Source organism: Cupriavidus sp. a3 (assembly GCF_051015765.1).
Classification (GTDB): domain Bacteria; phylum Pseudomonadota; class Gammaproteobacteria; order Burkholderiales; family Burkholderiaceae; genus Cupriavidus; species Cupriavidus oxalaticus_A.
In genome coordinates this window covers 3,435,277-3,459,910 of the sequence record NZ_CP170643.1, presented here as the reverse complement: position 1 = coordinate 3,459,910, position 24,634 = coordinate 3,435,277, and the positions used below count along the sequence as shown (strand labels likewise).

The 24,634-nt window shown below is 63.6% G+C and carries 24 protein-coding genes and 1 tRNA gene; all 25 read left to right on the top strand.

Annotated features, from left to right (window positions below; all coding sequences use genetic code 11):
* The first annotated feature begins 39 nt into the window (after positions 1 to 39).
* The 25 genes from secG (at position 40) to cyoB (ending at position 24,634) form a co-directional block, all read left to right on the top strand.
* Positions 40 to 414: a preprotein translocase subunit SecG gene (gene secG / locus ACAD63_RS16615; protein ID WP_133094161.1), complete on the top strand. Its 375-nt coding sequence runs from the start codon at positions 40 to 42 to the stop codon at positions 412 to 414.
* A 187-nt stretch (positions 415 to 601) separates the two neighbouring features.
* Positions 602 to 686 (top strand) — tRNA-Leu (locus ACAD63_RS16610).
* 166 nt (positions 687 to 852) lie between these two features.
* Positions 853 to 1,212 (top strand): NADH-quinone oxidoreductase subunit A, encoded by a 360-nt coding sequence (locus ACAD63_RS16605; RefSeq protein ID WP_010809131.1) that lies wholly within the window; start codon positions 853 to 855, stop codon positions 1,210 to 1,212.
* 6 nt (positions 1,213 to 1,218) lie between these two features.
* The gene (locus ACAD63_RS16600; protein ID WP_011297145.1) at positions 1,219 to 1,701 is read left to right on the top strand and encodes a NuoB/complex I 20 kDa subunit family protein; all 483 of its coding nucleotides are present in this window, start codon (positions 1,219 to 1,221) and stop codon (positions 1,699 to 1,701) included.
* Between the two features lies 1 nt (position 1,702).
* Positions 1,703 to 2,302 (top strand): NADH-quinone oxidoreductase subunit C, encoded by a 600-nt coding sequence (locus ACAD63_RS16595; protein ID WP_434032971.1) that lies wholly within the window; start codon positions 1,703 to 1,705, stop codon positions 2,300 to 2,302.
* Between the two features lie 9 nt (positions 2,303 to 2,311).
* A complete protein-coding gene (locus ACAD63_RS16590; protein ID WP_434032970.1) occupies positions 2,312 to 3,565 on the top strand; it encodes an NADH-quinone oxidoreductase subunit D in 1,254 nt (417 codons plus the stop codon).
* 184 nt (positions 3,566 to 3,749) lie between these two features.
* The gene (nuoE, locus tag ACAD63_RS16585; protein ID WP_133094164.1) at positions 3,750 to 4,247 is read left to right on the top strand and encodes an NADH-quinone oxidoreductase subunit NuoE; all 498 of its coding nucleotides are present in this window, start codon (positions 3,750 to 3,752) and stop codon (positions 4,245 to 4,247) included.
* Position 4,248: 1 nt separating this feature from the next.
* A complete protein-coding gene (gene nuoF / locus ACAD63_RS16580) occupies positions 4,249 to 5,544 on the top strand; it encodes an NADH-quinone oxidoreductase subunit NuoF (protein WP_133094165.1) in 1,296 nt (431 codons plus the stop codon).
* Between the two features lie 12 nt (positions 5,545 to 5,556).
* The gene (gene nuoG / locus ACAD63_RS16575) at positions 5,557 to 7,923 is read left to right on the top strand and encodes an NADH-quinone oxidoreductase subunit NuoG (protein WP_434032969.1); all 2,367 of its coding nucleotides are present in this window, start codon (positions 5,557 to 5,559) and stop codon (positions 7,921 to 7,923) included.
* A gap of 21 nt (positions 7,924 to 7,944) precedes the next feature.
* Positions 7,945 to 9,009, top strand: coding sequence for an NADH-quinone oxidoreductase subunit NuoH (gene nuoH, locus ACAD63_RS16570; protein ID WP_135704882.1), 1,065 nt, complete (start codon positions 7,945 to 7,947; stop codon positions 9,007 to 9,009).
* Between the two features lie 62 nt (positions 9,010 to 9,071).
* Complete coding sequence (gene nuoI, locus ACAD63_RS16565) at positions 9,072 to 9,563, top strand: NADH-quinone oxidoreductase subunit NuoI (protein ID WP_042884667.1); 492 nt, start codon at positions 9,072 to 9,074, stop codon at positions 9,561 to 9,563.
* Between the two features lie 175 nt (positions 9,564 to 9,738).
* Positions 9,739 to 10,383, top strand: coding sequence for an NADH-quinone oxidoreductase subunit J (locus ACAD63_RS16560; protein ID WP_135704883.1), 645 nt, complete (start codon positions 9,739 to 9,741; stop codon positions 10,381 to 10,383).
* 16 nt (positions 10,384 to 10,399) lie between these two features.
* On the top strand, positions 10,400 to 10,705 hold the full coding sequence (gene nuoK / locus ACAD63_RS16555) for an NADH-quinone oxidoreductase subunit NuoK (protein WP_029044763.1): 306 nt from the start codon (positions 10,400 to 10,402) through the stop codon (positions 10,703 to 10,705).
* 58 nt (positions 10,706 to 10,763) lie between these two features.
* The gene (nuoL, locus tag ACAD63_RS16550; RefSeq protein ID WP_133094169.1) at positions 10,764 to 12,851 is read left to right on the top strand and encodes an NADH-quinone oxidoreductase subunit L; all 2,088 of its coding nucleotides are present in this window, start codon (positions 10,764 to 10,766) and stop codon (positions 12,849 to 12,851) included.
* Positions 12,852 to 12,878: 27 nt separating this feature from the next.
* Positions 12,879 to 14,345, top strand: coding sequence for an NADH-quinone oxidoreductase subunit M (locus ACAD63_RS16545; RefSeq protein WP_135704884.1), 1,467 nt, complete (start codon positions 12,879 to 12,881; stop codon positions 14,343 to 14,345).
* Between the two features lie 18 nt (positions 14,346 to 14,363).
* Entirely contained in the window at positions 14,364 to 15,839 is a 1,476-nt protein-coding gene (gene nuoN / locus ACAD63_RS16540; protein WP_434032968.1) for an NADH-quinone oxidoreductase subunit NuoN, read from the top strand.
* A gap of 13 nt (positions 15,840 to 15,852) precedes the next feature.
* Positions 15,853 to 16,164, top strand: coding sequence for a DUF2818 family protein (locus tag ACAD63_RS16535; RefSeq protein WP_434032967.1), 312 nt, complete (start codon positions 15,853 to 15,855; stop codon positions 16,162 to 16,164).
* Positions 16,165 to 16,207: 43 nt separating this feature from the next.
* Positions 16,208 to 16,843: an NUDIX domain-containing protein gene (locus tag ACAD63_RS16530; RefSeq protein WP_195428132.1), complete on the top strand. Its 636-nt coding sequence runs from the start codon at positions 16,208 to 16,210 to the stop codon at positions 16,841 to 16,843.
* Positions 16,844 to 17,013: 170 nt separating this feature from the next.
* The gene (locus ACAD63_RS16525; protein ID WP_133094173.1) at positions 17,014 to 17,469 is read left to right on the top strand and encodes a DUF1178 family protein; all 456 of its coding nucleotides are present in this window, start codon (positions 17,014 to 17,016) and stop codon (positions 17,467 to 17,469) included.
* A 97-nt stretch (positions 17,470 to 17,566) separates the two neighbouring features.
* Positions 17,567 to 18,769: an acyl-CoA dehydrogenase family protein gene (locus tag ACAD63_RS16520; protein WP_135704885.1), complete on the top strand. Its 1,203-nt coding sequence runs from the start codon at positions 17,567 to 17,569 to the stop codon at positions 18,767 to 18,769.
* A gap of 22 nt (positions 18,770 to 18,791) precedes the next feature.
* Positions 18,792 to 19,910 carry an acyl-CoA dehydrogenase family protein gene (locus ACAD63_RS16515; protein WP_135704886.1) on the top strand — a complete coding sequence of 373 codons (1,119 nt, stop codon included), beginning with the start codon at positions 18,792 to 18,794 and terminating at the stop codon, positions 19,908 to 19,910.
* Between the two features lie 175 nt (positions 19,911 to 20,085).
* A complete protein-coding gene (locus ACAD63_RS16510; RefSeq protein ID WP_133094176.1) occupies positions 20,086 to 20,529 on the top strand; it encodes a MaoC family dehydratase in 444 nt (147 codons plus the stop codon).
* A 36-nt stretch (positions 20,530 to 20,565) separates the two neighbouring features.
* Positions 20,566 to 21,042: a MaoC family dehydratase gene (locus tag ACAD63_RS16505; RefSeq protein ID WP_135704887.1), complete on the top strand. Its 477-nt coding sequence runs from the start codon at positions 20,566 to 20,568 to the stop codon at positions 21,040 to 21,042.
* Between the two features lie 641 nt (positions 21,043 to 21,683).
* On the top strand, positions 21,684 to 22,646 hold the full coding sequence (cyoA, locus tag ACAD63_RS16500; RefSeq protein WP_135704888.1) for a ubiquinol oxidase subunit II: 963 nt from the start codon (positions 21,684 to 21,686) through the stop codon (positions 22,644 to 22,646).
* 14 nt (positions 22,647 to 22,660) lie between these two features.
* Positions 22,661 to 24,634 carry a cytochrome o ubiquinol oxidase subunit I gene (gene cyoB / locus ACAD63_RS16495; RefSeq protein WP_133094248.1) on the top strand — a complete coding sequence of 658 codons (1,974 nt, stop codon included), beginning with the start codon at positions 22,661 to 22,663 and terminating at the stop codon, positions 24,632 to 24,634.

Genomic DNA, 24,634 nt, shown 5'->3' with positions numbered 1-24,634 from the left:
TCAGGAAGTAACCAGGCAAGTAACGCTTATTTAAATCAAATGGCAATCTTCAAGACTTTGTTGGTGGTGTTGCAGGTGCTGTCGGCCCTGGGCGTGATTGGCCTGGTGCTGATCCAGCATGGCAAGGGCGCCGATGTGGGCGCGGCATTCGGCTCGGGCGCCTCGGGCAGCCTGTTCGGTGCCACCGGCTCGGCAAACTTCCTGTCGCGCACCACCGCCGTGCTGGCCACGCTGTTCTTCGTGTGCACGCTGGCGCTGACGCTGCTGGGCAACTACAAGCCCGCTGCGTCGCTGGGCGTGATGGGTGCCGCCCCGGCCTCGGCCCCGGCCACGGCAGGCGCATCGGCCCCGGCCGCTGCCCCGGCCGCCGCTGCTGACGCTTCGGCGCCCGCAGGTCCCGCTGTACCGAAATAATCCGATTGCCTTGCGGCGGATTCCTGAGTTTTTTTGCAGTTGTGCGTTGAACAAAGCAAGAAATTTAGGTTAGAATGCAAGGCTTGAAACGATTCCCCAGCGATGGGGCTTAAGCGAAGGCAAACGCCCCAGCGAGAGTCCTGAAGGGCCTGAAAACCCGGCGCCAGGCAATATTGTTTCTCCCCCAGCCGACGTGGTGAAATTGGTAGACACGCTATCTTGAGGGGGTAGTGGCGAAAGCTGTGCGAGTTCGAGTCTCGCCGTCGGCACCAAACAACTTGATCGGAGTCCCTGGCCGGGCAATGCACCCGAGCGTGGGACTCCGGCAGTCCGCAAGGCGGCGCGCCATGATTCTCGTGGCTTAGCGCCTGGGGTGGGCAACAGGACGCCGCTTCAGCTGGTGCTGTTGACAACATTCCAGATAAGGCTGGCCGTACCTTGAATCTCGAAGCCTACTTCCCCGTTCTCATCTTCATCATCTTCGGTGTCGTGCTCGGCGTGGCACTGATGTCGATTGGTCGGATCCTCGGTCCGAACAAGCCCGATCCCGCGAAGCTGTCGCCGTACGAGTGCGGCTTCGAAGCATTCGAGGATGCGCGCATGAAGTTCGACGTGCGCTACTACCTCATCGCCATCCTTTTTATCCTGTTCGATCTCGAAACCGCCTTCCTGTTTCCCTGGGGTGTTGCCCTGAGGGATATCGGCTGGCCGGGTTTCATCGCCATGGGCGTGTTTCTGCTGGAATTCATCGTGGGCTTCGTCTACATCTGGAAAAAGGGCGCGCTCGATTGGGAGTGATGTGAAATGGCAATCGAAGGCGTTCTCAACGAAGGCTTTGTCACGACTACCGCTGACAAGCTGATCAATTGGACCCGCACCGGGTCGCTGTGGCCGATGACCTTCGGCCTGGCCTGCTGTGCCGTGGAAATGATGCATGCCGGCGCGGCGCGCTATGACCTGGACCGCTTCGGCGTGGTGTTCCGCCCGTCGCCGCGCCAGTCGGACGTGATGATCGTGGCCGGCACGCTGTGCAACAAGATGGCCCCCGCGCTGCGCAAGGTCTACGACCAGATGGCGGAGCCGCGCTGGGTGATCTCGATGGGCTCGTGCGCCAACGGCGGCGGCTACTACCACTATTCGTACTCGGTGGTGCGTGGCTGCGACCGGATCGTGCCGGTGGATATCTACGTGCCGGGCTGCCCGCCGACGGCCGAGGCGCTGATCTACGGCGTGATCCAGCTGCAGAACAAGATCAAGCGTACCAACACCATCGCGCGCAAGGGCTGAAATGGCGAAGCTCGACATCCTGAAGGCCGCGCTCGAGAAGGCTCTCGGCAAGCGCGTGCAGAAACTGATCGAGGCGACCGGCGAACTGACGCTGATCGTCAAGGCCGACGACTACCTGGAAGCCGCCCGCATCCTGCGCGACGATCCCTCGCTGCGCTTCGAGCAGCTGATCGACCTGTGCGGCGTGGATTATTCCGACTTCGGCGACGGCGCCTGGGACGGCCCGCGCTTTGCCGCCGTCTCGCACCTGCTCTCGATCACCCACAACTGGCGCCTGCGCGTGCGCGTGTTCGCCCCGGATGACGATTTCCCGGTGGTGGCCAGCCTGATCGACGTGTGGAACTCGGTGAACTGGTTCGAGCGCGAAGCCTTCGATTTCTACGGCATCGTGTTCGACGGCCACCCGGACCTGCGCCGCATCCTGACCGACTACGGTTTCGTCGGCCACCCGTTCCGCAAGGATTTCCCGGTCTCCGGCTTTGTCGAAATGCGCTACGACCCCGAACAGAAGCGGGTCATCTACCAGCCGGTCACGATCGAGCCGCGCGAAATCACGCCGCGCGTGATCCGCGAGGACAAGTACGGCGGTTTGGAGCACTGAGAACGCGCCATGGCAGACATCAAGAATTACACCCTGAACTTCGGCCCGCAGCACCCGGCCGCACACGGCGTGCTGCGCCTGGTGCTGGAGCTGGATGGCGAAGTCATCCAGCGCGCCGACCCGCACATCGGCCTGCTGCACCGTGCCACCGAGAAGCTGGCCGAACAGAAGTCCTGGATCCAGAGCGTGCCCTACATGGACCGTCTCGACTACGTGTCGATGATGTCCAACGAGCATGCCTACGTGATGGCGATCGAGCGCCTGCTGGGCCTGGAAGTGCCGGTCCGCGCGCAGTACATCCGCGTGATGTTCGACGAGATCACCCGCATCATGAACCACCTGATGTGGATCGGTGCGCACGCTCTCGACGTTGGCGCGATGGCGGTGTTCCTGTACGCCTTCCGCGAGCGCGAAGACCTGTTCGACATGTACGAGGCGGTGTCGGGCGCGCGCATGCACGCGGCCTACTATCGTCCGGGCGGCGTCTACCGCGACCTGCCTGACACGATGCCGCAATATCGTGCCTCGAAGATCCACAATGAGCGCGCCATCAAGGCGATGAACGAAGCGCGTTCGGGCTCGCTGCTGGACTTCATCGAGGACTTCACCAACCGCTTCCCGAAGTACGTCGACGAGTACGAGACGCTGCTGACCGACAACCGGATCTGGAAGCAGCGCCTGGTCAACATCGGCGTGGTCAGCCCGGAACGTGCGATGCAGATGGGCTTTACCGGCCCGATGCTGCGCGGCTCGGGCATCGAGTGGGACCTGCGCAAGAAGCAGCCGTACGAGGTGTACGACAAGGTGGACTTCGACGTGCCGGTGGGCGTGGGCGGCGACTGCTACGCGCGCTACCTGGTGCGCGTGGAAGAGATGCGCCAGTCCAACCGCATCATCAGGCAGTGCATCGAATGGCTGCGCCGCAACCCGGGCCCGGTGATCACCGATAACCACAAGGTGGCGCCGCCCTCGCGCGTGGACATGAAGTCCAACATGGAAGAACTGATCCACCACTTCAAGCTGTTCACCGAAGGCATCCACGTGCCCGAAGGCGAAGCGTATGCAGCGGTGGAGCACCCGAAGGGCGAGTTCGGCATCTACGCGATCTCGGACGGCGCGAACAAGCCGTACCGCCTGAAGATCCGTGCGCCTGGCTTCCCGCACCTGGCCGCGCTGGACGAAATGGCCAAGGGACACATGATTGCTGACGCGGTAACGATCATCGGCACGCAAGACATCGTCTTCGGCGAGATCGACCGCTAATCACGGACCGCCGGCCCGGACGACGATCCGGGCGCTTTCCGAGGTGCTCCGCCGAGCGGAGCGGCCCGGAAGACCCGCGGCGGACCGGCAAGGCCTAAGGCCCGCCGGCGGAACGGCAGCGACGGCTGCAAACCTGCGGATGGACGCCCAGTGGCGCTGCCTCCGCCGTTTTACTGCAATGACCATGCTATCAGCAGAAGCTCTCAAGGAAATCGATCGCGCGATCGCGAAGTATCCGGCCGACCAGAAGCAGTCGGCCGTGATGGCGGCGCTTGCCGTGGCACAGGGCGAGGTGGGCTGGGTTTCCCCCGAAGTCATGCAGTTCGTCGCCAACTACCTCGAGATGCCGCCCGTGTGGGTGGAAGAGGTGGCGACCTTCTACAACATGTACGACACCAAGCCGGTGGGCAAATTCAAGCTCGCCGTCTGCACCAACCTGCCGTGCGCCCTGTCGGGTGGCGAGCGGGCTGGCGAGTACCTGAAGCGCAAGCTCGGGATCGACTACAACGAGACCACCGCTGACGGCTGCTTCACCCTGAAAGAGGGCGAGTGCATGGGCGCTTGCGGCGACGCGCCGGTGATGATCGTCAACAACACCCGCATGTGCAGCTTCATGAGCGACAACAAGCTCGACGCGCTTGTCGACGAGCTGAAGGCTGAAGCCGCCAAGGGGGGCAAGTAACATGACCAGTCTGCACGACCGCCATATCCAGCCGCTGATCCTGGCCGGCCTGGACGGCAAGAATTGGCACCTGGAAGACTACGTCAAGCGTGGCGGCTACCAGCAACTGAAGCGCATCCTGACCGAAAAGATCCCGCCCGAGCAGGTGATCGCCGACGTCAAGGTCTCGGGCCTGCGTGGCCGCGGCGGCGCGGGCTTCCCGACCGGCCTGAAGTGGAGCTTCATGCCGCGCACGTTCCCGGGCCAGAAGTACCTGGTCTGCAACACCGATGAAGGCGAGCCTGGCACGTTCAAGGATCGCGACATCATCCGCTACAACCCGCATTCGCTGATCGAGGGCATGGCCATCGGCGCGTACGCGATGGGCATCACCGTGGGCTACAACTACATCCACGGCGAGATCTGGAACGAGTACAAGATCTTCGAGGAAGCCCTCGAAGAGGCGCGTGCTGCCGGCTTCCTGGGCGACAACATCCTGGGCTCGGGCTTCAGCTTCCAGCTGCACGCCCACCACGGCTATGGCGCCTACATCTGCGGCGAGGAAACCGCGCTGCTGGAATCGCTGGAAGGCAAGAAGGGCCAGCCGCGCTTCAAGCCGCCGTTCCCGGCCAGCTTCGGCCTGTATGGCAAGCCGACCACCATCAACAACACCGAGACCTTCGCCGCGGTGCCGTTCCTGCTGGCCGTCGGTCCCGAGAACTACCTGAAGCTGGGCAAGCCGAACAACGGCGGCACCAAGATCTTCTCGGTCTCCGGCGATGTCGAGCGTCCCGGCAACTACGAGATCCCGCTGGGCACGCCGTTCGCCAAGCTGCTGGAACTGGCCGGCGGCATGCGCGGCGGCAAGCGCATCAAGGCGGTGATCCCGGGCGGTTCGTCCGCGCCGGTGGTGCCGGGCGACCTGATGATGGCGTCCGACATGGACTACGACTCGATCGCCAAGGCCGGCTCGATGCTGGGCTCGGGCGCGGTGATCGTGATGGACGAGACGCGCTGCATGGTCCGCTCGCTGCTGCGCCTGTCGTACTTCTATTTTGAGGAATCGTGCGGGCAGTGCACGCCGTGCCGCGAAGGCACCGGCTGGCTGTATCGCATGGTCAATCGCATCGAACACGGAGAAGGGCGCCAGGAAGACCTGGACCTGCTCAACAACGTCGCGGAAAACATCATGGGCCGCACCATCTGCGCGCTCGGCGATGCCGCGGCGATGCCGGTCCGCGGCATGCTCAAGCACTACTGGAAAGAGTTCGAATATCACGTCGAACACAAGCAGTGCATGGTTCCGGCCTACATCTAAGCGTGGCAGAACATGGTTGAACTAGAGATCGACGGCAAGAAGGTTGAGGTTGCTGAGGGCAGCCTGGTGATGGAAGCGGCCCGCAAGCTGGGCACCTACATCCCGCACTTCTGCTACCACCGCAAACTGTCCATCGCGGCCAACTGCCGCATGTGCCTGGTCGAGGTCGAGAAGGCCCCGAAGGCGCTGCCTGCCTGCGCCACGCCGGTGACCCCCGGCATGAAGGTCTTCACCAATTCGGAGAAGGCAGTCAAGGCGCAGAAGTCCGTGATGGAATTCCTGCTGATCAACCACCCGCTGGATTGCCCGATCTGCGATCAGGGCGGCGAGTGCCAGCTGCAGGACCTGGCCGTGGGCTACGGTGCCTCGGAGTCGCGCTACAAGGAAGAGAAGCGCGTGGTGTTCCACAAGAACGTGGGCCCGCTGATCTCCATGGAGGAGATGACCCGCTGCATCCACTGCACCCGCTGCGTGCGCTTCGGCCAGGAAGTGGCCGGCGTGATGGAACTGGGCATGCTCAACCGCGGCGAGCACTCGGAGATCACCACCTTCGTCGGCAAGACGGTTGACTCGGAACTGTCGGGCAACATGATCGACCTGTGCCCGGTCGGCGCGCTGACCAGCAAGCCGTTCCGCTACTCGGCCCGCACCTGGGAACTGGCCCGCCGCAAGTCGGTTTCGCCGCACGACGGCCTGGGCGCGAACCTGGTGGTGCAGACCAAGAACCAGCGTGTGATGCGCGTGCTGCCGCTGGAAAACGAAGACATCAACGAGTGCTGGATCTCCGACAAGGACCGCTTCTCGTATGAAGGCCTGAACAGTGCCGACCGCCTGACCCGCCCGCTGCTGAAGCAGGGCGGCGAATGGATGGAAACCGACTGGCAGACCGCACTGGAATACGTGGCCAATGGCCTGGCCGGCATCAAGCGCGAGCATGGCGCCGACCAGATCGCCGCGCTGGCCAGCCCGCACAGCACGCTGGAAGAACTGTTCCTGCTGGGCAAGCTGGTGCGTGGCCTGGGCAGCGACAACGTCGACTTCCGCCTGCGCCAGTCCGACTTCTCGGCCGCGCTGAAGGGCGCGCCGTGGCTCGGCCTGCCGGTGGCCGACGTCACCGCGCTGCAACGCGTGCTGGTGATCGGCTCGTCGCTGCGCAAGGATCATCCGCTGCTGGCCTCGCGCCTGCGCCAGGCGACCAAGAAGGGCGCCCGCGTGGCCGTGCTGGGTGCCGGCGGTGAAGACCTGCTGATGCCGGCGACCCGCATCGACGTGGCCCCGTCCGGCTGGACTGCCGCGCTCGCCGGCGTGGCCCGTGCCGTGGCCGCCGCCAAGGGCGTCGCCGCCCCGGCCGGCACCGATGGTTTCGACGGTGGCGAGGTCGCCGCGAAGACGGCAGAAGCGCTGCTGCAGGGCGAGCGCCGTGCCGTGTTCCTCGGCAACGAGGCCGTGCGTCATCCGCAGTTCTCGGCGCTGCATGCGCTGGCACAGTGGATCGCCACCGAAACCGGTGCGACGCTGGGCTTCCTGACCGAAGCGGCCAACACCGTCGGCGGCTACGTCGCAGGCGCGCTGCCGAAGCAAGGCGGCGCCAACGCGCAGGCAATGCTGGACACGCCGCGCAAGGCCTACATCCTGCTGAACACCGAGCCGGAATTCGACACCGCCGATCCGGGCAAGGCCCTGGCTGCACTGTCGCAGGCCAACACGGTGGTGGTGCTGTCGCCGTTCCGTTCGGAAGCTGCCATGCAGTACGCCGACGTGATCCTGCCGGTAGCGCCGTTCACCGAAACTTCGGGCACCTTCGTCAACTGCGAAGGCAAGGCACAGAGCTTCAACGGCGTGGTTCGCGCACTGGGCGAGTCGCGTCCGGGCTGGAAGGTGCTGCGCGTGCTGGGCAACCTGCTGGACGTTGCCGGCTTCGACTACGAAACCGCCGAGTCGGTCCGTGCCGAAGTGCTGTCGGCCCCGGTCGAGGCACAGCTGGACAATGCCACCGACGCGCCGATCCGCGTTGCCGCCGCTGCCGCCAACGGCATCGAACGCATCGCCGACGTGCCGATCTACCACGCCGACCCGATCGTGCGCCGCGCCGACTCGCTGCAGCTGACCGCTGCCGCGCGCCGCGCCATGCAGATCGCGCTGCCGGCCGACCTGTTTGCGCGCCTGGGCATCCAGTCGGGCGACCCGGTCCGCGTCACGCAAGGGCAGGGCAGCGTGGTGCTGCCGGCCGTGCTCGAAGCCACGCTGCCGGCCAACACCGTGCGCGTGCCGGCGGCAACGCCGGCGGCCATGGGCCTGGGCGGCATGTTCGGCACGGTCACCGTAGAGAAGGCCATCGACCTGGCACCGGCCAAAGCCGGCGCCGTGGCCACGGCGTAAGAACAAGAGCGAGAAGAAGACATGATTGACTGGATTACCTCGCAAGGGCAGGGCGTACTGGGCGCGTACTGGACGCCGCTGTGGATCCTGATCCGCGCCGTGCTGATCGTGGTGCCCCTGCTGCTGTGCGTGGCTTACCTGATCCTGTGGGAGCGCAAGCTGATCGGCTGGATGCACGTGCGTCTGGGCCCGAACCGCGTCGGCCCGCTCGGCCTGCTGCAGCCGATCGCCGACGTGCTGAAGCTGCTGCTCAAGGAAGTCATGATGCCGACGCAGGTCAGCCGCGGCATGTACCTGATCGCGCCGCTGATGGTGCTGATGCCTGCCGTCGCGGTCTGGGCCGTGATTCCGTTCCAGGCCGATGTGGTGATGGCGGACGTCAACGCCGGCCTGCTGTACGTGATGGCGATCAGCTCGGTCGGCGTCTACGGCGTGATCCTGGCCGGCTGGGCCTCGAACTCCAAGTACGCCTTTATCGGCGCCATGCGTGCCGCGGCACAGATGGTGTCGTATGAAATCGCCATGGGCTTCGCGCTGGTGACGGTGCTGATGGTTGCCGGCAGCCTGAACCTGTCGGCCATCGTCAACGGCCAGAACACCGGCTACTTCGCCGACATGGGCATCAACATCCTGTCGTGGAACTGGCTGCCGCTGCTGCCGATGTTCGGTGTCTACTTCATCTCGGGCGTGGCCGAAACCAACCGCCACCCGTTCGACGTGGTGGAAGGCGAGTCGGAGATCGTGGCCGGCCACATGATCGAATATTCGGGCATGGGCTTCGCGCTGTTCTTCCTGGCCGAATACATCAACATGATCATCATCTCGGCGATGACCTCGTTGATGTTCCTGGGCGGCTGGGCACCTCCGTTCTCGAGCGTGATCACCAACGCGGTCCCCGGCTTCTTCTGGCTGTTGATCAAGGTTTTCCTGCTGCTGTCGGTCTTTATCTGGCTCCGCGCCTCGTTCCCGCGCTACCGCTATGACCAGATCATGCGCCTGGGCTGGAAGGTGTTCATTCCGCTGACCGTGGCGTGGCTGATCATCGTGGCGATCTGGATCAAGTCGCCCTGGAACATCTGGCATTGAACGGCCAAAGGACAGTGCGTGCCGCGGCACGCACCGTTTGGAAATACTAGGAAGCAATCGTCATGCTGCTCGCCATCAAGGACTTCTTCAACAGCCTGCTCCTGAAGGAACTCTTCAAGGGCATGGCCGTGACCGGCCGCTATCTCTTCGCGCGCAAGATCACTGTCCAGTTCCCGGAAGAGAAAACGCCGATCTCGCCGCGCTTCCGTGGCCTGCACGCGCTGCGCCGCTATCCGAACGGCGAAGAGCGCTGCATTGCCTGCAAGCTGTGTGAAGCGGTGTGCCCGGCGCTGGCCATCACCATCGAGTCGGACGTGCGCAACGATGGCACGCGCCGCACCACCCGCTACGACATCGACCTGACCAAGTGCATCTTCTGCGGTTTCTGCGAAGAGGCCTGCCCGGTCGACGCCATCGTGGAAACGCAGATCCTGGAGTACCACGGCGAGAAGCGCGGCGACCTGTACTTCACCAAGGACATGCTGCTGGCAGTGGGCGACCGCTACGAGCCGCAGATCGCGGCGGCCAAGGCTGCCGACGCCAAGTATCGCTGACCGGCGCATGCGCCAAACGGCAGGGCGGCCACCAGTAACAGACCTGGCTGCTTCTGCCACCGAATTTGAATACGGTCCCTCCAATGTGAGGGGCCAAAGCAAGGATGCCGCAGGAGCGGGCCACCCGAAGGGGAAGGCTTGTGCCGGACGGCCCTGAGAGGATCCGATAGGAACCATGGAACTCACGACCACCATCTTCTATGTCTTTGCGCTGGTGCTGGTGCTCTCCGCACTGAAAGTCATCACTGCGAAGAACCCGGTGCATTCCGCACTGTTCCTCGTGCTGTCGTTCTTCACGGCAGCCGCGATCTGGATGCTGCTCAAGGCGGAATTCCTCGCCATCCTGCTGGTGCTGGTCTATGTCGGCGCAGTGATGGTGCTGTTCCTGTTCGTGGTGATGATGATCGATATCGATATCGAGCACCTGCGCCGCGACTTCTGGACCTACGTGCCGATGGCCTCGGTGGTGGGCGCGCTGATCATTGCCGAGATGGCGATCGTGCTGGTGCGCAACTTCATCGGCACCACCACGCCGGTGGCCGCCAGCGGTTCGCAGGAGCCGGGCTACTCGAACAGCGCCGCGCTCGGCAAGCTGATCTACACCGACTACATCTACGCCTTCGAAGTGGCCGGCATCATCCTGCTGGTGGCCATCATCGCCGCCGTGGCGCTGACCCTGCGCCGCCGCAAGGACACCAAGGCCCAGGACGTGTCGGCGCAGCTGCGCACCCGCCGCGACGAGCGCGTGCGCCTGGTGCCGATGCAGGCCGATGTCCAGAACCCGCAGACGGAAGCCGCGGCTGCCGCCAATAAGAACTAAAGCCCGGAGAAACGCTGTGCTCTCTCTCGCCCACTTCCTCGTGCTCGGTGCGATCCTGTTTGCGATCAGCATCGTCGGCATCTTCCTGAACCGCAAGAACGTGATCGTGCTGCTGATGGCGATCGAACTGATGCTGCTTGCGGTGAACATCAACTTTGTCGCCTTCTCGCATTACCTGGGCGACCTGGCTGGTCAGGTTTTCGTTTTCTTCATCCTTACGGTGGCCGCCGCCGAGTCGGCAATCGGTCTGGCAATCCTGGTCGTGCTGTTCCGCAACCTGGATACGATCAACGTGGACGACATGGACACCCTGAAGTACTGATCCGTGCCGCACTACGCAGATAACCAAGACTCACCGACCGCACACCAATAAGCGTCCTATGGCAACCACGCTCAACCCCAACCTGCTGCTCGCGATCGCGCTGGCGCCGCTAGCCGGCTCAGCGATCGCCGGCCTGTTCGGTACCAAGTTCTTTGGCCTGTTTTCCTCGGAGTCGCGCGGCGGCCGGATCGTGGCCCACACCTCGACCATCCTGGGCGTGGCCATTTCCTTCGTGCTGTCGGTGATGGTGCTGCTCGACGTGATGAACGGCGCCGGCTACAACGGCACCGTGTACGAGTGGATGGCCATCGGCGACCTGAAGATGGAGGTCGGCTTCCTGGTCGACTCGCTGACCGCGATGATGATGGTCGTGGTGACCTTCGTCTCGCTGATGGTGCATATCTACACCGTCGGCTACATGGACGGAGACCCCGGCTACAACCGCTTCTTTGCCTACATCTCGCTCTTCACCTTCTCGATGCTGATGCTGGTGATGAGCAACAACTTCCTGCAGCTGTTCTTCGGCTGGGAAGCGGTGGGCCTGGTGTCGTACCTGCTGATCGGCTTCTGGTACACGCGCCCGACCGCGATCTTCGCCAACCTGAAGGCGTTCCTGGTCAACCGTGTCGGTGACTTCGGCTTTATCCTGGGCATCGGCCTGCTGCTGGCCTACAGCGGCAGCATGAACTACACCGAAGTATTCGCCGCGCGTGACCAGCTGGCTACCGTGGTTTTCCCGGGCACCGACTGGATGATGATCACCGTCGCGTGCATCTGCCTGTTCATCGGCGCGATGGGCAAGTCGGCGCAGTTCCCGCTGCACGTCTGGCTGCCTGACTCGATGGAAGGCCCGACCCCGATTTCCGCACTGATCCACGCGGCAACGATGGTGACGGCCGGCATCTTCATGGTCGCGCGCATGTCGCCGCTGTTCGAGCTGTCGGACGCCGCGCTGTCGTTCGTGCTGGTGATCGGCGCCATCACCGCGCTGTTCATGGGCTTCCTGGGCATCATCCAGAACGACATCAAGCGCGTGGTCGCTTACTCGACGCTGTCGCAGCTGGGCTACATGACCGTGGCGCTGGGTGCGTCGGCCTATTCGGTGGCCGTGTTCCACCTGATGACCCACGCCTTCTTCAAGGCGCTGCTGTTCCTGGGCGCGGGCTCGGTCATCATCGGCATGCACCACGACCAGGACATCCGCAACATGGGCGGCCTGCGCAAGTACATGCCGATCACCTGGATCACCTCGCTGGTGGGTTCGCTGGCGCTGATCGGCACGCCGTTCTTCGCGGGCTTCTACTCCAAGGACTCGATCATCGAGGCCGTGGCCGAGTCGCATATCGCCGGTTCGGGCTTTGCCTACTACGCCGTGCTGGCTGGCGTGTTTGTGACCGCGTTCTACTCGTTCCGCATGTACTTCCTGGTCTTCCACGGCAAGGAGCGCTGGGGCCAGAACCATGCGCACCAGCACCATGAGGGCGACCACGAGGACGAGGAAGTCTCGCTCGACCACCACCATGGCCTGTCCGCCGGCGAGAAGCCGCACGAGTCGCCGTGGGTGGTGACGCTGCCGCTGGTGCTGCTGGCGATTCCGTCGGTGATCATCGGCGCCATCGCGATCGAGCCGATGCTGTTCGGCAACTTCTTCAAGATGGGCGTCGCGTTCAAGGACGTGATCTTCGTCGGCGAGAACCACCACGCCATGGCCGAGCTGAAGGAAGCCTTCCACGGCTGGGTGCCGATGGCGCTGCACTCGCTGACCACGCCCGTGCTGTGGCTGGCCATTGCCGGTGTCGTGCTGTCGTGGTTCTTCTACATGAAGCGCCCGGATATCCCCGAGGCTATCGCGAACCGCTTCTCGGGCCTGTACAAGCTGCTCGACAACAAGTACTACATGGACGCCATCAACCAGGCCGTGTTCGCCCGCGGCGCACGCCTGCTCGGTACCGGCCTGTGGAAGGGCGGCGACCAGAGCGTGATCGACGGCCTGTTCGTCAACGGCGCGGCGCGTGTGGTGGCTTCGTTCGCTTCGGCCAGCCGCTACCTGCAGTCGGGCTATATCTACCACTACGCATTTGCGATGATCGTCGGCATGCTGGTGCTGCTGACGCTGACGGTCACCGGTGTGATCGGCACCAAGTGATAGGCACCAAGTAAGGAAAACATAGAAATGGTTCTGTCTTTCTCAATCTGGCTGCCTGTCTTTTTCGGCCTGCTGATCCTGGCCTTCGGCTCGGACCGCAGCCCGGGCTTCGTGCGGTGGATGTCGCTGTTCGGCTCGATCGCCAGCTTCGTCGTGACGCTGCCGCTGGTATTCCACTTCGACCGCGCCAGCGCGGCGATGCAGTTCATCGAAAAGGCGAACTGGATCGAGCGCTTCAACATCCATTACCTGCTGGGCGTCGACGGTATCTCGATGTGGTTCGTGGTGCTGACCGCATTCATCACGGTGATCGTGGTGATCTCGGCCTGGGAAGTGATCACCGAGCGCGTGGCCGAGTACATGGCCTCGTTCCTGATCCTGTCCGGCTTGATGGTCGGCGTGTTCTGCGCGCTCGACGGCATGCTGTTCTACGTGTTCTTCGAAGCCACGCTGATCCCGATGTACATCATCATCGGCGTCTGGGGCGGCGCGAACCGTGTGTACGCGGCCTTCAAGTTCTTCCTGTACACGCTGCTGGGCTCGCTGCTGACCCTGGTCGCGCTGCTGTACCTGTACAACAAGACCGGCACGTTCGACATCCTGCAATGGCACCAGGCCAAGCTGTCGATGAACGAGCAGATCGCGATCTTCATTGCCTTCTTCGTCGCCTTCGCGGTCAAGGTGCCGATGTGGCCGGTGCACACCTGGCTGCCCGACGCCCACGTGGAAGCGCCGACCGGCGGTTCGGTGGTGCTGGCCGCCATCATGCTGAAGCTGGGCGCCTACGGCTTCCTGCGGTTCTCGCTGCCGATCGCGCCTGACGCGAGCCACTACCTGGCTCCGTTCATCATCACGATCTCGCTGATCGCCGTGATCTACATTGGCCTGGTGGCGCTGGTGCAGGCCGACATGAAGAAACTGGTGGCGTACTCGTCGATCGCCCACATGGGCTTCGTCACGCTGGGCTTCTTCATCTTCAGCGATATCGGCGTCGAAGGCGGCATCATCCAGATGATCTCGCACGGCTTTATCTCGGGCGCCATGTTCCTTTGCATCGGCGTGCTGTATGACCGCGTGCACTCGCGCCAGATCGCCGACTACGGCGGCGTGGTGAACACCATGCCGAAGTTCGCCGCGCTGTCTGTGTTCTTCGCGATGGCCAACTGCGGCCTGCCGGCTACCTCGGGCTTCGTCGGTGAATTCATGGTGATCCTGGGCGCCGTCAAGTTCAACTTCTGGATCGGCCTGCTGGCTGCCACCGCCCTGATCTTCGGCGCTGCCTATTCGCTGTGGATGGTCAAGCGCGTGATCTTCGGCGACGTCGTGCACCAGCACGTGCGCGAGCTGGTCGACCTGAACAAGCGTGAGTTCGTCATGCTCGGCCTGCTGGCCATCATGACGCTGTATATGGGCCTGCACCCGAAGCCCTTTACCGACGCGATGCACCCGTCCGTGGTCAACCTGCTGCAGCACGCGGCGCAGTCCAAGCTGTAAGCGGGGAGAGATATCAATATGCAACCGTCCTCGACATTCGCCCCCGTGGCGCCGATTATCTTCCTGGCGATCGCCATTGGCGCGGTCAACTGGATCGACCTTGCACGCGGCAGGGGCAAGCAAAGCGTGGCTTATCCGCTGTCGCTGCTGACCACCCTGGTACTGACCGTATGGTTCGGCCTGAACGCCGCCAGCGGCGAGACGCACTACGCGTTCTCCAACCTGGTGGTGATCGACCCGATGGCCAACGTGCTGTCGGCGTTCTGCGCCGCCGGCCTGTTTGTCACGCTGGTCTATACGCGCAGCTACCTGGCCGATCGCAACATGTTCGCCGGCGAGTTCTACCAGCTCGCGCTGTTCACGCTCGGCGGCCAGATCGTGATGATCACCGGCAACAACTTCCTGACCCTGTACCTGGGCCTGGAACTGCTGTCGCTGTCGTCGTACGCGCTGGTGGCGCTTCGCCGTGAATCGCGCGTGACCTCGGAATCGGCCATGAAGTACTTCGTGCTGGGCGCGCTGGCTTCGGGCTTCCTGCTGTACGGCATCTCGATGATGTACGGCGCCACCGGTTCGCTGAACCTGGGCGAGGTGTTCCGCGTGGTCGAGTCGGGCCGCGTCAATACCACGATGCTGGCCTTTGGCGTGGTGTTCATCGTCGCCGGCCTGTCGTTCAAGCTGGGCGCCGCGCCGTTCCACATGTGGATCCCGGATATCTACCAGGGTTCGCCGACCGCGGTGACGCTGCTGATCGCGGGCGGCCCGAAGGTTGCCGCGTTCGCGCTGTTTATCCGCGTGCTGGTGGAAGGCCTGCTGCCGCTGGCCAATGACTGGCAGATGATGCTGGTGGTGCTGTCGATCGTGTCGCTGGCGATCGGCAACCTGACCGCCATCGTCCAGTCCAACCTGAAGCGGATGCTGGCGTACTCGACCATTTCGCACATGGGCTTCGTGCTGCTGGGCCTGCTGTCGGGCGTGGTGGCCAACAAGGCTGACGGCGCCGCCGATGCGTACAGCTCGGCGATGTTCTATTCGGTGACCTACCTGCTGACCACGCTGGGCACCTTCGGCATCATCCTGCTGCGCACCACCAAGGGCTTCGAGGCCGAGACGCTGGAAGACCTGAAGGGCATGTCGCGCCGCAACCCGTGGTTCGCCTTCCTGATGCTGGTGATGATGTTCTCGCTGGCCGGCATCCCGCCGACCGTGGGCTTCTACGCCAAGCTGGCCGTGCTGGACGCGGTAATCAAGGCTGGCATGAGCTGGCTGGCCGTGGTGGCGGTGATGTTCTCGCTGATCGGCGCGTTCTACTACCTGCGCATCGTCAAGCTGATGTACTTCGATGAGCCGGCTGGCGAAGAGCAGCTGGAAGCGACCGCCGGCCTGCGCTCGATGCTGACGCTGAACGGCGCCGCCGTGATCGTGCTGGGCTTCTTCCCGGCCGCGCTGATGAACCTGTGCTACCAGGCCATCCGCTCGACCCTGGGCTCCTGATCGGCCAACGTCCATGAGCGCATCATCCGCAAGCGGCTGGTTTGTCATACTGCTGGCACTGATCAGTGCAAACCTGCCGTTTGTGAACCAGCGCCTGTTCATGGCGATCCCGCTCCGGTGGGCGCGCAAGCCGCTGTGGCTGCGCCTGCTGGAGCTGATCGTCTGGTACGCGGTGGCCGGTGCCGCCGGTTTCGCCGTCGAGGCCAGCCTCGGCAATGCCTTCCCGCAGGGCTGGCAGTTCTACGCCATCACCGCCTGCATGATGCTGGTGTTCGCCTTCCCGGGCTTCACCTGGCAATACCTCGTCAAACACCGCACGGCCTGAAGCCGGTCTTGTCGGCGCCGGGCCTGCCTGATCCGGAGCGTTCATGACCGACAAGATCCAACGCGGCACCCAGTCTCTCGCCGACCCCGCCGGCCACACCGCGAACGACGACGCACTGAAGGAAGTCTGCGTCGCCTCGGCCACGGTCCATCGCGGCAAATTCCTCACCCTGAAGCAAGACATCGTCCGCCTGCCCGATGGCAAGCAGACCGGGCGCGAGTACATCGTGCATCCGGGCGCGGTGATGATGATCCCGTTGTTCGACGATGGCACCGTCCTGATGGAACGGCAGTTCCGCTATCCGGTCGGCGAAGTCATGCTGGAATTCCCGGCCGGCAAGCTCGACCCGCAAGAGGGCGCGCAACGCTGCGGCGAGCGCGAGCTGCAGGAAGAGACCGGCTATACGGCCCGGCGCTGGGACTACCTGACTCGCATCCACCCGGTCATCTCCTACTCGACCGAATTCATCGACGTCTTCCTGGCGCGCGACCTGACGCACGGCGAGGCGCAGCTGGACGATGGCGAGTTCCTGGAGACGTTCATCGCGCCGGTGGGGCAGGTGATCGACTGGGTGCGCAGCGGCCGCATCAGCGATGTGAAGACCATCATCGGCGCGTTCTGGCTGGAGAAAATCGTTTCCGGCGCGTGGCAGCCGGGCGAGCAAACGGTGCCGGGCTGACTCGCTCCGGCAGCGGGGCGCGCACTGCGCTAAGCTGGTTGTGGGGCGATAAACGTATGTGCTGAACACTGCATGTTCGTTCTACGAACGGTCGTTCGAAAAAATTTAGCACGACCGTTCACAAAATTTCGATTCGCGGATAATATAGCTTTTGACGGGCTGGAAAGATCATGAAGGTGCTCGACCTGCGCTGCGCGCATGACCATCGTTTCGAGGGCTGGTTTGCCTCGGAGGAAGAAGCGCAGTCGCAAATCGCGCGCGACCTCGTCCAATGCCCGGTCTGTGGCGACCATGCCGTGACGCGGCTGCCCAGCGCGCCGCGCCTGAACCTGTCAGGCGCGACCGCGCCGAAGGCGGCTGGCAAGCCGGCGCAGCCAGCGGCAACCGCCGCGGCACCGGCGGCACTGCAAGCGCTGTACATGAAGGCAGTGAAGCAGGTGCTGGCCCAGACCGAGGACGTTGGCGACCGCTTTGCCGAGGAGGCGAGGCGCATGCACTACGATGAAGCGCCGGAACGCGGAATCCGCGGCTCGGCTTCGCCGGAGGAAGTGCAGGCGCTGGCCGAGGAGGGCATCGAGACTTTCCCGCTTATCGTGCCGGATGCGCTGAAGCAGACGGCTCACTGAATTGCGTCCTGTGCCCGTTGCTGTCGGCGCATGACGCGCAAGGCAGAACAAACCGCCGGCAGCCTGAGACGATGCCGGCACCATCATGGAGACGGGCATGGATCTCAACTACTCGGCGTCCGACAACGCCTTCCGCGAGGAAGTGCGTAGCTGGCTCGAAGCCAACTTGCCGGCGGACATCCGCAGCAAGATTCTCAACCACCGCCGTCCGAACCGCGACGACCTGGTGCGCTGGCACAAGATCCTCGCCGGCAAGGGCTGGTCGGCGCCGCACTGGCCCGTCCAATTCGGCGGCACCGGCTGGAACGCCACCCAGCGCCATATCTGGGACGAAGAGAATGCCCGCGTCGGCGCGCCCGGCGTGCTGCCGTTCGGCGTGGCCATGGTTGCGCCCGTGATCATGAAGTACGGCAACGAGCAGCAGAAGTCGTACTACCTGCCGCGCATCCTGGACTGCACCGACTGGTGGTGCCAGGGCTATTCGGAGCCGGGCTCGGGTTCGGACCTGGCCTCGCTGAAGACCCGCGCCGAGCTGACTTCGGACGGCAAGCACTACATCGTCAACGGCCAGAAGACCTGGACCACGCTCGGCCAGCACGCCGACATGATCTTCTGCCTGGTCCGCACCGATCCGGAAGCCAAGAAGCAGGAAGGCATCTCGTTCCTGCTGATCGACATGAAGACCCCGGGCATCACCGTGCGCCCGATCATCATGCTGGACGAAGAGCATGAAGTGAACGAGGTCTTCTTCGACAACGTCAAGGTGCCGGTCGAGAACCGCGTCGGCGAAGAGAACAAGGGCTGGACCTACGCCAAGTACCTGCTCGGCCACGAGCGTACCGGCATTGCCCGCGTGGGCAACTCCAAGCGCGAGCTGGGCTTCCTGAAGCGCGTGGCGCGCCAGCAGCAGAAGAACGGCAAGCCGCTGCTGGAGGATCCGGTGTTCGGCGCCAAGGTGGCCGCGCTGGAAATCGAACTGATGGCGCTGGAGATCACGGTGCTGCGCGTGGTGTCGAGCGAAGCCGCCGGCAAGGGCCCCGGTCCCGAGGCGTCGATGCTCAAGATCAAGGGCACCGAGATCCAGCAGCTGCTGACCGAGTTGATGGTCGAGGCCGTCGGCCCGTACGCCCAGCCGTTCGACACGGCCTACCTGGAGTGCGAGACCGAGCATGCGGTGACCGGCTACGACGACGCCGCGCCGCTGTCCGCGTACTACTTCAACTATCGCAAGACCTCCATCTACGGCGGGTCCAACGAAATTCAGAAGAACATCATCAGCCAGATGATTCTGGGGCTGTGAGGACAGGAAGGAGATAGGTAACATGAACTTCAATCTCAGCGACGAACAGAAGCAACTGGCCGACGCCGTCCGCCGTTTTGTCGAGAAGGACTACGGTTTCGAGGACCGCAAGAAGAACTACGAAAGCGCCGCCGGCTACGGCGAATCCGCGTGGGGCTCGCTGGTCGAGCTCGGCCTGACCGCGCTGCCGGTGCCGGAAGCGCAGGGTGGCTTCTCGGGCAAGGCGCTCGACATGATGGTGGTCCAGCAGGAGCTGGGCCGTGGCCTGGTGGTCGAGCCGTACCTGGCCACCGTGGTGGGTGCCTACGCACTGGGCCTGGCCGGCGGCCAGGACGCGCTGCTGGAGCAGGTCGCCGGCGGCGAGCTGAAGCTGGCCGTGGCCTTCAACGAGCCGCAGGCGCGCTATGAGCTGAACAACGTGCGCGTTACAGCCCGCGACGGCAAGCTCAACGGCCGCAAGACCGTGGTGCTGCACGGCGGCCAGGCCGACAAGCTGATCGTGTCGGCGCGCAGCAGCGGCGGCGATGCCGACCAGGATGGCATCTCGCTGTTCCTGGTGGATGCCAAGGGCGCCGGTGTCAGCATCAAGGACTATCGCACCATCGACAACCTGCGCGCGGCCGACATCACGTTCCAGGACGCGCCGGCGCAACTGCTGGGCGAGGCCGGCAAGGGCTTCGCGCTGGTCGAGCAGGTGGCCGACTATGCCGCGGTGCTGCTGTGCGCCGAGGCCGTGGGCGTGATGGACACGCTCAACGCAGCCACGCTGGAATACGCCAAGACGCGCCAGCAGTTCGGCCAGCCGATCGCACGCTTCCAGGCGCTGCAGCATCGCATGGTCGAGATGTTCATCCATGCCGAGCAGTCGCGTTCGATCACGCTGCTGGCCGCTGCCCGTTTTGAAGAGGCCACGCCGGAAGAGCGCCGCCGCTACGTTTCCGCCGCCAAGGCGCGCGTGGGGCAGGCAGCGCGCACGGTCGGCCAGGAAGCGGTGCAGATCCACGGCGGCATGGGCGTGACCAACGAACTGCCGGCGGCGCATATGTTCAAGCGGCTGACGCTGATCAACACCACCTTCGGTGACGTGGATCACCACCTGGGCCGGTTTGCCGCCCAGCCGGGGTTCCAGGAAGCAGCCTGATCCTCTCGTCTGCCATGCCAGTCAAAACCGCGCCGTATTCCCAGGCGCGGTTTTTTCTTTGCGCGCTGTTAGGAACGGGTTCGGCAAATACGGACGCTGAGCACTGGCATGCATGCGATCATCGTCGGGACAAGGCCGTCGCCATCCCAGGCTAACAATTACGGAGAGACAAGCAATGCTGTATTTCGAGGACTTTGAGGTCGGCAGCCGCCGCGAACTGGGCTCCTACGTCGTCACCGAGGAAGAACTCCTCGCCTTTGCCCGCCAGTACGACCCGCAGCCGTTTCATATCGACAAGGAAGCGGCTGCCAAGAGCATCTACGGCGGACTGATCTCGAGCGGCTGGATGACTTGCTCGATCATGATGCGCCTGCTGGTGCTGAGCACCACCGGCAAGTCGGCCAGCATGGGCTCGCCCGGCGTGGACGAGATCCGCTGGATCAAGCCGGTCTATGCCGGGGACACGCTGACCGTGGTGCTCAACGTGCTGGACACGCGAGCCTCGCAATCGAAGCCGGACCGCGGCATCGTGCATACCCAGTGGGAAGCCACCAACCAGCGCGGCGAACTGGTCTGCACCGTCAAGGGCATGGGCATGTACGGCCGCCGCCCCGCATAACGACACATCCACCCACCCATCGAGGAGACAACCGAAATGCGTACCATCGCAACGCTGGAAGAGCTGGAAGGCCTGCAAGGGCAGGAAGTCGCGGTCAGCGACTGGATGGAGGTGACCCAGCAGCAGGTCAACCAGTTTGCCGAGGCTACCGGCGACCACCAGTGGATCCACGTCGACGTGGAGCGCGCCAAGAAGGAGTCGCCCTATGGCGCCCCGATCGCCCATGGCTTCCTGACGCTGTCGCTGCTGCCCAAGTTCATGCACAACGCGCTGCACATGCCGTCGAAGATCGGCGTCAACTATGGCCTGAACCGCGTGCGCTTCACCGCGCCGGTGCCGGTGGGCAGCAAATTGCGGGCACGAATCAAGCTGCTCAAGGTCGAACGGCTCGATCCGCTGCCAAAGTCGCCGGAACTGGTGGGTGCGCAGTCCACCTGGGAGGTGACGATCGAGCGCGAGGGCAGCGAGCGCCCGGTATGTGTCGCGGAGTCAATTTCCCGCCGCTACGGATGACCCCACATCCACCGTGTGGTGTTGAGGTGCGACAAAGGTTCTGACGCACTGCGACAATATGCCACACGAAAATGTCGCACCCACAAAGCCGCGCCAATGCGCGGCTTTATGCATATTTATAGGCGAAATTGTGATCTTGACGGCAATCAAGTGCTGCGATGCGGCGACAGCACATGATTGTCCGTTTATCTGAACTCTGTGTTCTGTGGCGTTGGGTTTACCCTCAATGTTGCGTTGCGGTACATTCGCGCCCACGATGTTTTACGTGTTGCGCTCCCCGGCCGAAAACCGCGCTTGCCACCAGGTTGCTGAAGGCAAGTCCGTCGGGAAGTGCAAAAACCTCGTATTCCAACGCTACCCGGCCGCTGTACTGAGCCGGGACCGTTCGCGGTTTCGGCCACCAGGTGCCGCAGCGCCGGCAAGGTCCCACAGGGCCTGCAGCGCGCGCAGTCAGTTGTCCTTCCGTGTTCATGGCGTTGCAAGGCCGCATGGTCCTCCGGCGTTAGATTCGCCGCCCGACCGCAACGCCAGCTAAGGACACGTCCTTCCGGTTTTCCCATAGCCCCACGCCTCTTGCGCGAGCATCAGGCGGTTTAGCCACGCTTTTGCCCAAAGCGCGGTGTAACCAAACCAGTCGTGACATGAAGAAACCAATACTGCCGCGTTGGACGCGGTTCCTGCCCTGCCTCGGCCTGCTCCTGCTGGCCGGCTGCAACATGACGCTGCTCGACCCGAAAGGGCAGGTTGGCGTCGATATCAAGAACATCATCCTGATCGCCACCTGGCTCATGCTGCTGGTGGTGGTGCCGGTGATCGTGCTCACGCTGGTGTTCGCCTGGAAGTACCGCGCGTCCAATACCAAGGCGCGCTACGAGCCGGACTGGTCGCACTCGACCGCGATCGAAGTGGTGGTGTGGCTGATCCCGTGCCTGATCATCATCGCGCTGGGCATCATCACCTGGAAGTCCTCGCACGACCTGGACCCGTACAAGCCGCTGGAATCGAACAAGAAGCCGGTCACCGTCGAGGTGGTGGCGCTGAACTGGAAGTGGCTGTTCATCTATCCGGAACTGAAGATCGCGACCGTCAACCAGATCGCGTTCCCGGTCGACACCCCGGTGAACTTCAAGATCACCTCGGATTCGATCATGAATTCGTTCTTCATCCCGCAACTGGGCAGCCAGGTGTACGCCATGGCAGGGATGGAGACCAAGCTGCACCTGATCGCCAACCATGCCGGCTCGTATGACGGCGTGTCCGCCAACTACAGTGGCGGCGGCTTCTCGGGCATGAAGTTCAAGGCGGTCGCCATGTCGAACTACGAGTTCGACGAGTGGGTCGCCAAGGTTCGCGCCTCGTCGACCGAACTGGGCGTTGAAGGCTACAAGACGCTGGCACAACCCAGCGAGAGGGAGCCGGTCACGTACTACGGCAAGGTGGAAGACCAGCTCTTCCACAACATCCTGCACAAGTACATGGACCACAGCGGCACTGCGGTTGCCGACAGGGGTTTCAAGGGCGGCCCGATCTGCACGTCGCGCAATACCCTCGGTGAAGAGCAGCTGTCGATGACCACGCCGGCCAAGCTGCCGGCGGGCGCGTAATCCTGGGAGCAATGATGTTTGGCAAGTTGAGTTTGTCGGCGATTCCGTTTCATGAGCCGATCATCATGGTCGTGCTGGCCGGCGTCGCCCTGGGCGGTGCCGCGCTGCTGGGCGCGATCACCTATTTCAAGAAGTGGGGCTATCTCTGGAATGAGTGGTTCACGTCCGTCGATCACAAGAAGATCGGCGTGATGTACTGCCTGGTCGCGCTGATCATGCTGCTGCGCGGCTTTGCCGACGCGGTCATGATGCGTACCCAGCTGGCGCTCGCCACCAATGGCGCCACCGGCGTGCTGCCGCCCGAGCACTACGACCAGATCTTCACCGCCCACGGCGTGATCATGATCTTCTTCGTGGCCATGCCGCTGATGACCGGCCTGATGAACCTGGTCGTGCCGCTGCAGATCGGCGCGCGCGACGTGGCCTTCCCGTTCCTGAACACGCTGTCGTTCTGGCTGTTCGTGGCGGGCGCCATGCTGGTCAACGTCTCGCTGGGCGTCGGTGAATTCGCCAAGACCGGCTGGCTGGCCTACCCGCCGCTGTCGGGCCTGGATTACAGCCCTGGCGTGGGGGTGGACTATTACCTCTGGAGCTTGCAGATCTCGGGCCTGGGCACGCTGCTGACCGGCGTGAACTTCCTGGTGACGATCCTGCGCATGCGCGCCCCGGGCATGACCCTGATGCGCATGCCGGTGTTCACCTGGACCGCGCTGTGCACCAACGTGCTGATCGTGGCCGCCTTCCCGGTGCTGACCGTGACGCTGGCGCTGCTGGGCCTGGACCGCTACATCGGCACCCACTTCTTCACGAACGACGGTGGCGGCAACGCCATGATGTACGTGAACCTGATCTGGATCTGGGGCCACCCCGAGGTGTACATCCTGATCCTGCCGGCGTTCGGTATCTTCTCTGAAGTCATCTCCACGTTCTCGGGCAAGAAGCTGTTCGGCTACAAGGGCATGGTGTACGCGACCGCCGCGATCATGGTGCTGTCGTTCATCGTGTGGCTGCACCACTTCTTCACGATGGGCTCGGGCGCCAACGTCAACGCGTTCTTCGGCATCACGACCATGATCATCTCCATCCCGACCGGGGTGAAGATCTTCAACTGGCTGTTCACCATGTACCGCGGCCGGGTCCAGATGACCTCGCCGGTGCTGTGGACGCTGGGCTTCATGATCACCTTCGTGATCGGCGGCATGACCGGCGTGCTGATGGCCGTGCCGGCTGCCGACTTCGTGCTGCACAACAGCCTGTTCCTGATCGCCCACTTCCACAACGTGATCATCGGCGGCGTGCTGTTCGGCTACCTGGCCGGCATCACCTACTGGTGGCCGAAGGCGTTCGGCTTCACGCTGAACGAGCGCCTGGGCAAGTGCGCCTTCTGGTGCTGGCTGGTGGGCTTCTACTTCGCCTTCATGCCGCTGTACGTGCTGGGCCTGATGGGCATGACCCGCCGCCTGAACCACACCGACAACCCGGCGTGGACGCCGTGGCTGTACCTGGCCGTGGTGGGCGTGGTGTTCGTGGCGCTGGGCATCTTCTTCCAGGTGCTGCAGATCGTCGTGTCGATCCGCGACCGCAAGAAGCTGGCCGACGTGACCGGCGACCCGTGGGGCGGCCGTACCCTGGAGTGGGCCACCTCGTCGCCGCCGCCGTTCTACAACTTCGCGCACACTCCGGTGGTGCGTGACCTGGACGCGTTCGCCGACATGAAGGCCCGCGGCGAGACCCTGCCGACCGAAGGCTACGAGAAGATCCACATGCCCAAGAACACGGGCGCGGGCTTCATCATCGGTGCCTTCAGCCTGGTGTTCGGCTTTGCCCTGACCTGGCATATCTGGTGGATGGCCATCGTTGGCCTGGTGGGCATGGTGTGGGCGTTTATCCACCGCAGCAACGACGACCATATCGACTACTACGTGCCGGCCACCGAGGTCGAGCAGATTGAAACGCGCCATCTGCAGCGCATTGCTTCGCAAGCCTGA

What these genes read in the sequence shown, in the direction of transcription:
- nuoH (WP_135704882.1), top strand. Translation starts at nt 7,945, where the DNA reads ATGATTGACTGGATTACCTCGCAAGGGCAGGGCGTACTGGGCGCGTAC.
- ACAD63_RS16525 (WP_133094173.1), top strand. Translation starts at nt 17,014, where the DNA reads ATGAAGGTGCTCGACCTGCGCTGCGCGCATGACCATCGTTTCGAGGGC.
- nuoI (WP_042884667.1), top strand. Translation starts at nt 9,072, where the DNA reads ATGCTGCTCGCCATCAAGGACTTCTTCAACAGCCTGCTCCTGAAGGAA.
- cyoA (WP_135704888.1), top strand. Translation starts at nt 21,684, where the DNA reads ATGAAGAAACCAATACTGCCGCGTTGGACGCGGTTCCTGCCCTGCCTC.
- ACAD63_RS16590 (WP_434032970.1), top strand. Translation starts at nt 2,312, where the DNA reads ATGGCAGACATCAAGAATTACACCCTGAACTTCGGCCCGCAGCACCCG.
- nuoL (WP_133094169.1), top strand. Translation starts at nt 10,764, where the DNA reads ATGGCAACCACGCTCAACCCCAACCTGCTGCTCGCGATCGCGCTGGCG.
- ACAD63_RS16510 (WP_133094176.1), top strand. Translation starts at nt 20,086, where the DNA reads ATGCTGTATTTCGAGGACTTTGAGGTCGGCAGCCGCCGCGAACTGGGC.
- ACAD63_RS16595 (WP_434032971.1), top strand. Translation starts at nt 1,703, where the DNA reads ATGGCGAAGCTCGACATCCTGAAGGCCGCGCTCGAGAAGGCTCTCGGC.
- ACAD63_RS16520 (WP_135704885.1), top strand. Translation starts at nt 17,567, where the DNA reads ATGGATCTCAACTACTCGGCGTCCGACAACGCCTTCCGCGAGGAAGTG.
- nuoG (WP_434032969.1), top strand. Translation starts at nt 5,557, where the DNA reads ATGGTTGAACTAGAGATCGACGGCAAGAAGGTTGAGGTTGCTGAGGGC.
- nuoF (WP_133094165.1), top strand. Translation starts at nt 4,249, where the DNA reads ATGACCAGTCTGCACGACCGCCATATCCAGCCGCTGATCCTGGCCGGC.
- ACAD63_RS16560 (WP_135704883.1), top strand. Translation starts at nt 9,739, where the DNA reads ATGGAACTCACGACCACCATCTTCTATGTCTTTGCGCTGGTGCTGGTG.
- ACAD63_RS16600 (WP_011297145.1), top strand. Translation starts at nt 1,219, where the DNA reads ATGGCAATCGAAGGCGTTCTCAACGAAGGCTTTGTCACGACTACCGCT.
- ACAD63_RS16535 (WP_434032967.1), top strand. Translation starts at nt 15,853, where the DNA reads ATGAGCGCATCATCCGCAAGCGGCTGGTTTGTCATACTGCTGGCACTG.
- ACAD63_RS16545 (WP_135704884.1), top strand. Translation starts at nt 12,879, where the DNA reads ATGGTTCTGTCTTTCTCAATCTGGCTGCCTGTCTTTTTCGGCCTGCTG.
- ACAD63_RS16530 (WP_195428132.1), top strand. Translation starts at nt 16,208, where the DNA reads ATGACCGACAAGATCCAACGCGGCACCCAGTCTCTCGCCGACCCCGCC.
- ACAD63_RS16505 (WP_135704887.1), top strand. Translation starts at nt 20,566, where the DNA reads ATGCGTACCATCGCAACGCTGGAAGAGCTGGAAGGCCTGCAAGGGCAG.
- nuoE (WP_133094164.1), top strand. Translation starts at nt 3,750, where the DNA reads ATGCTATCAGCAGAAGCTCTCAAGGAAATCGATCGCGCGATCGCGAAG.
- nuoN (WP_434032968.1), top strand. Translation starts at nt 14,364, where the DNA reads ATGCAACCGTCCTCGACATTCGCCCCCGTGGCGCCGATTATCTTCCTG.
- secG (WP_133094161.1), top strand. Translation starts at nt 40, where the DNA reads ATGGCAATCTTCAAGACTTTGTTGGTGGTGTTGCAGGTGCTGTCGGCC.
- cyoB (WP_133094248.1), top strand. Translation starts at nt 22,661, where the DNA reads ATGTTTGGCAAGTTGAGTTTGTCGGCGATTCCGTTTCATGAGCCGATC.
- ACAD63_RS16515 (WP_135704886.1), top strand. Translation starts at nt 18,792, where the DNA reads ATGAACTTCAATCTCAGCGACGAACAGAAGCAACTGGCCGACGCCGTC.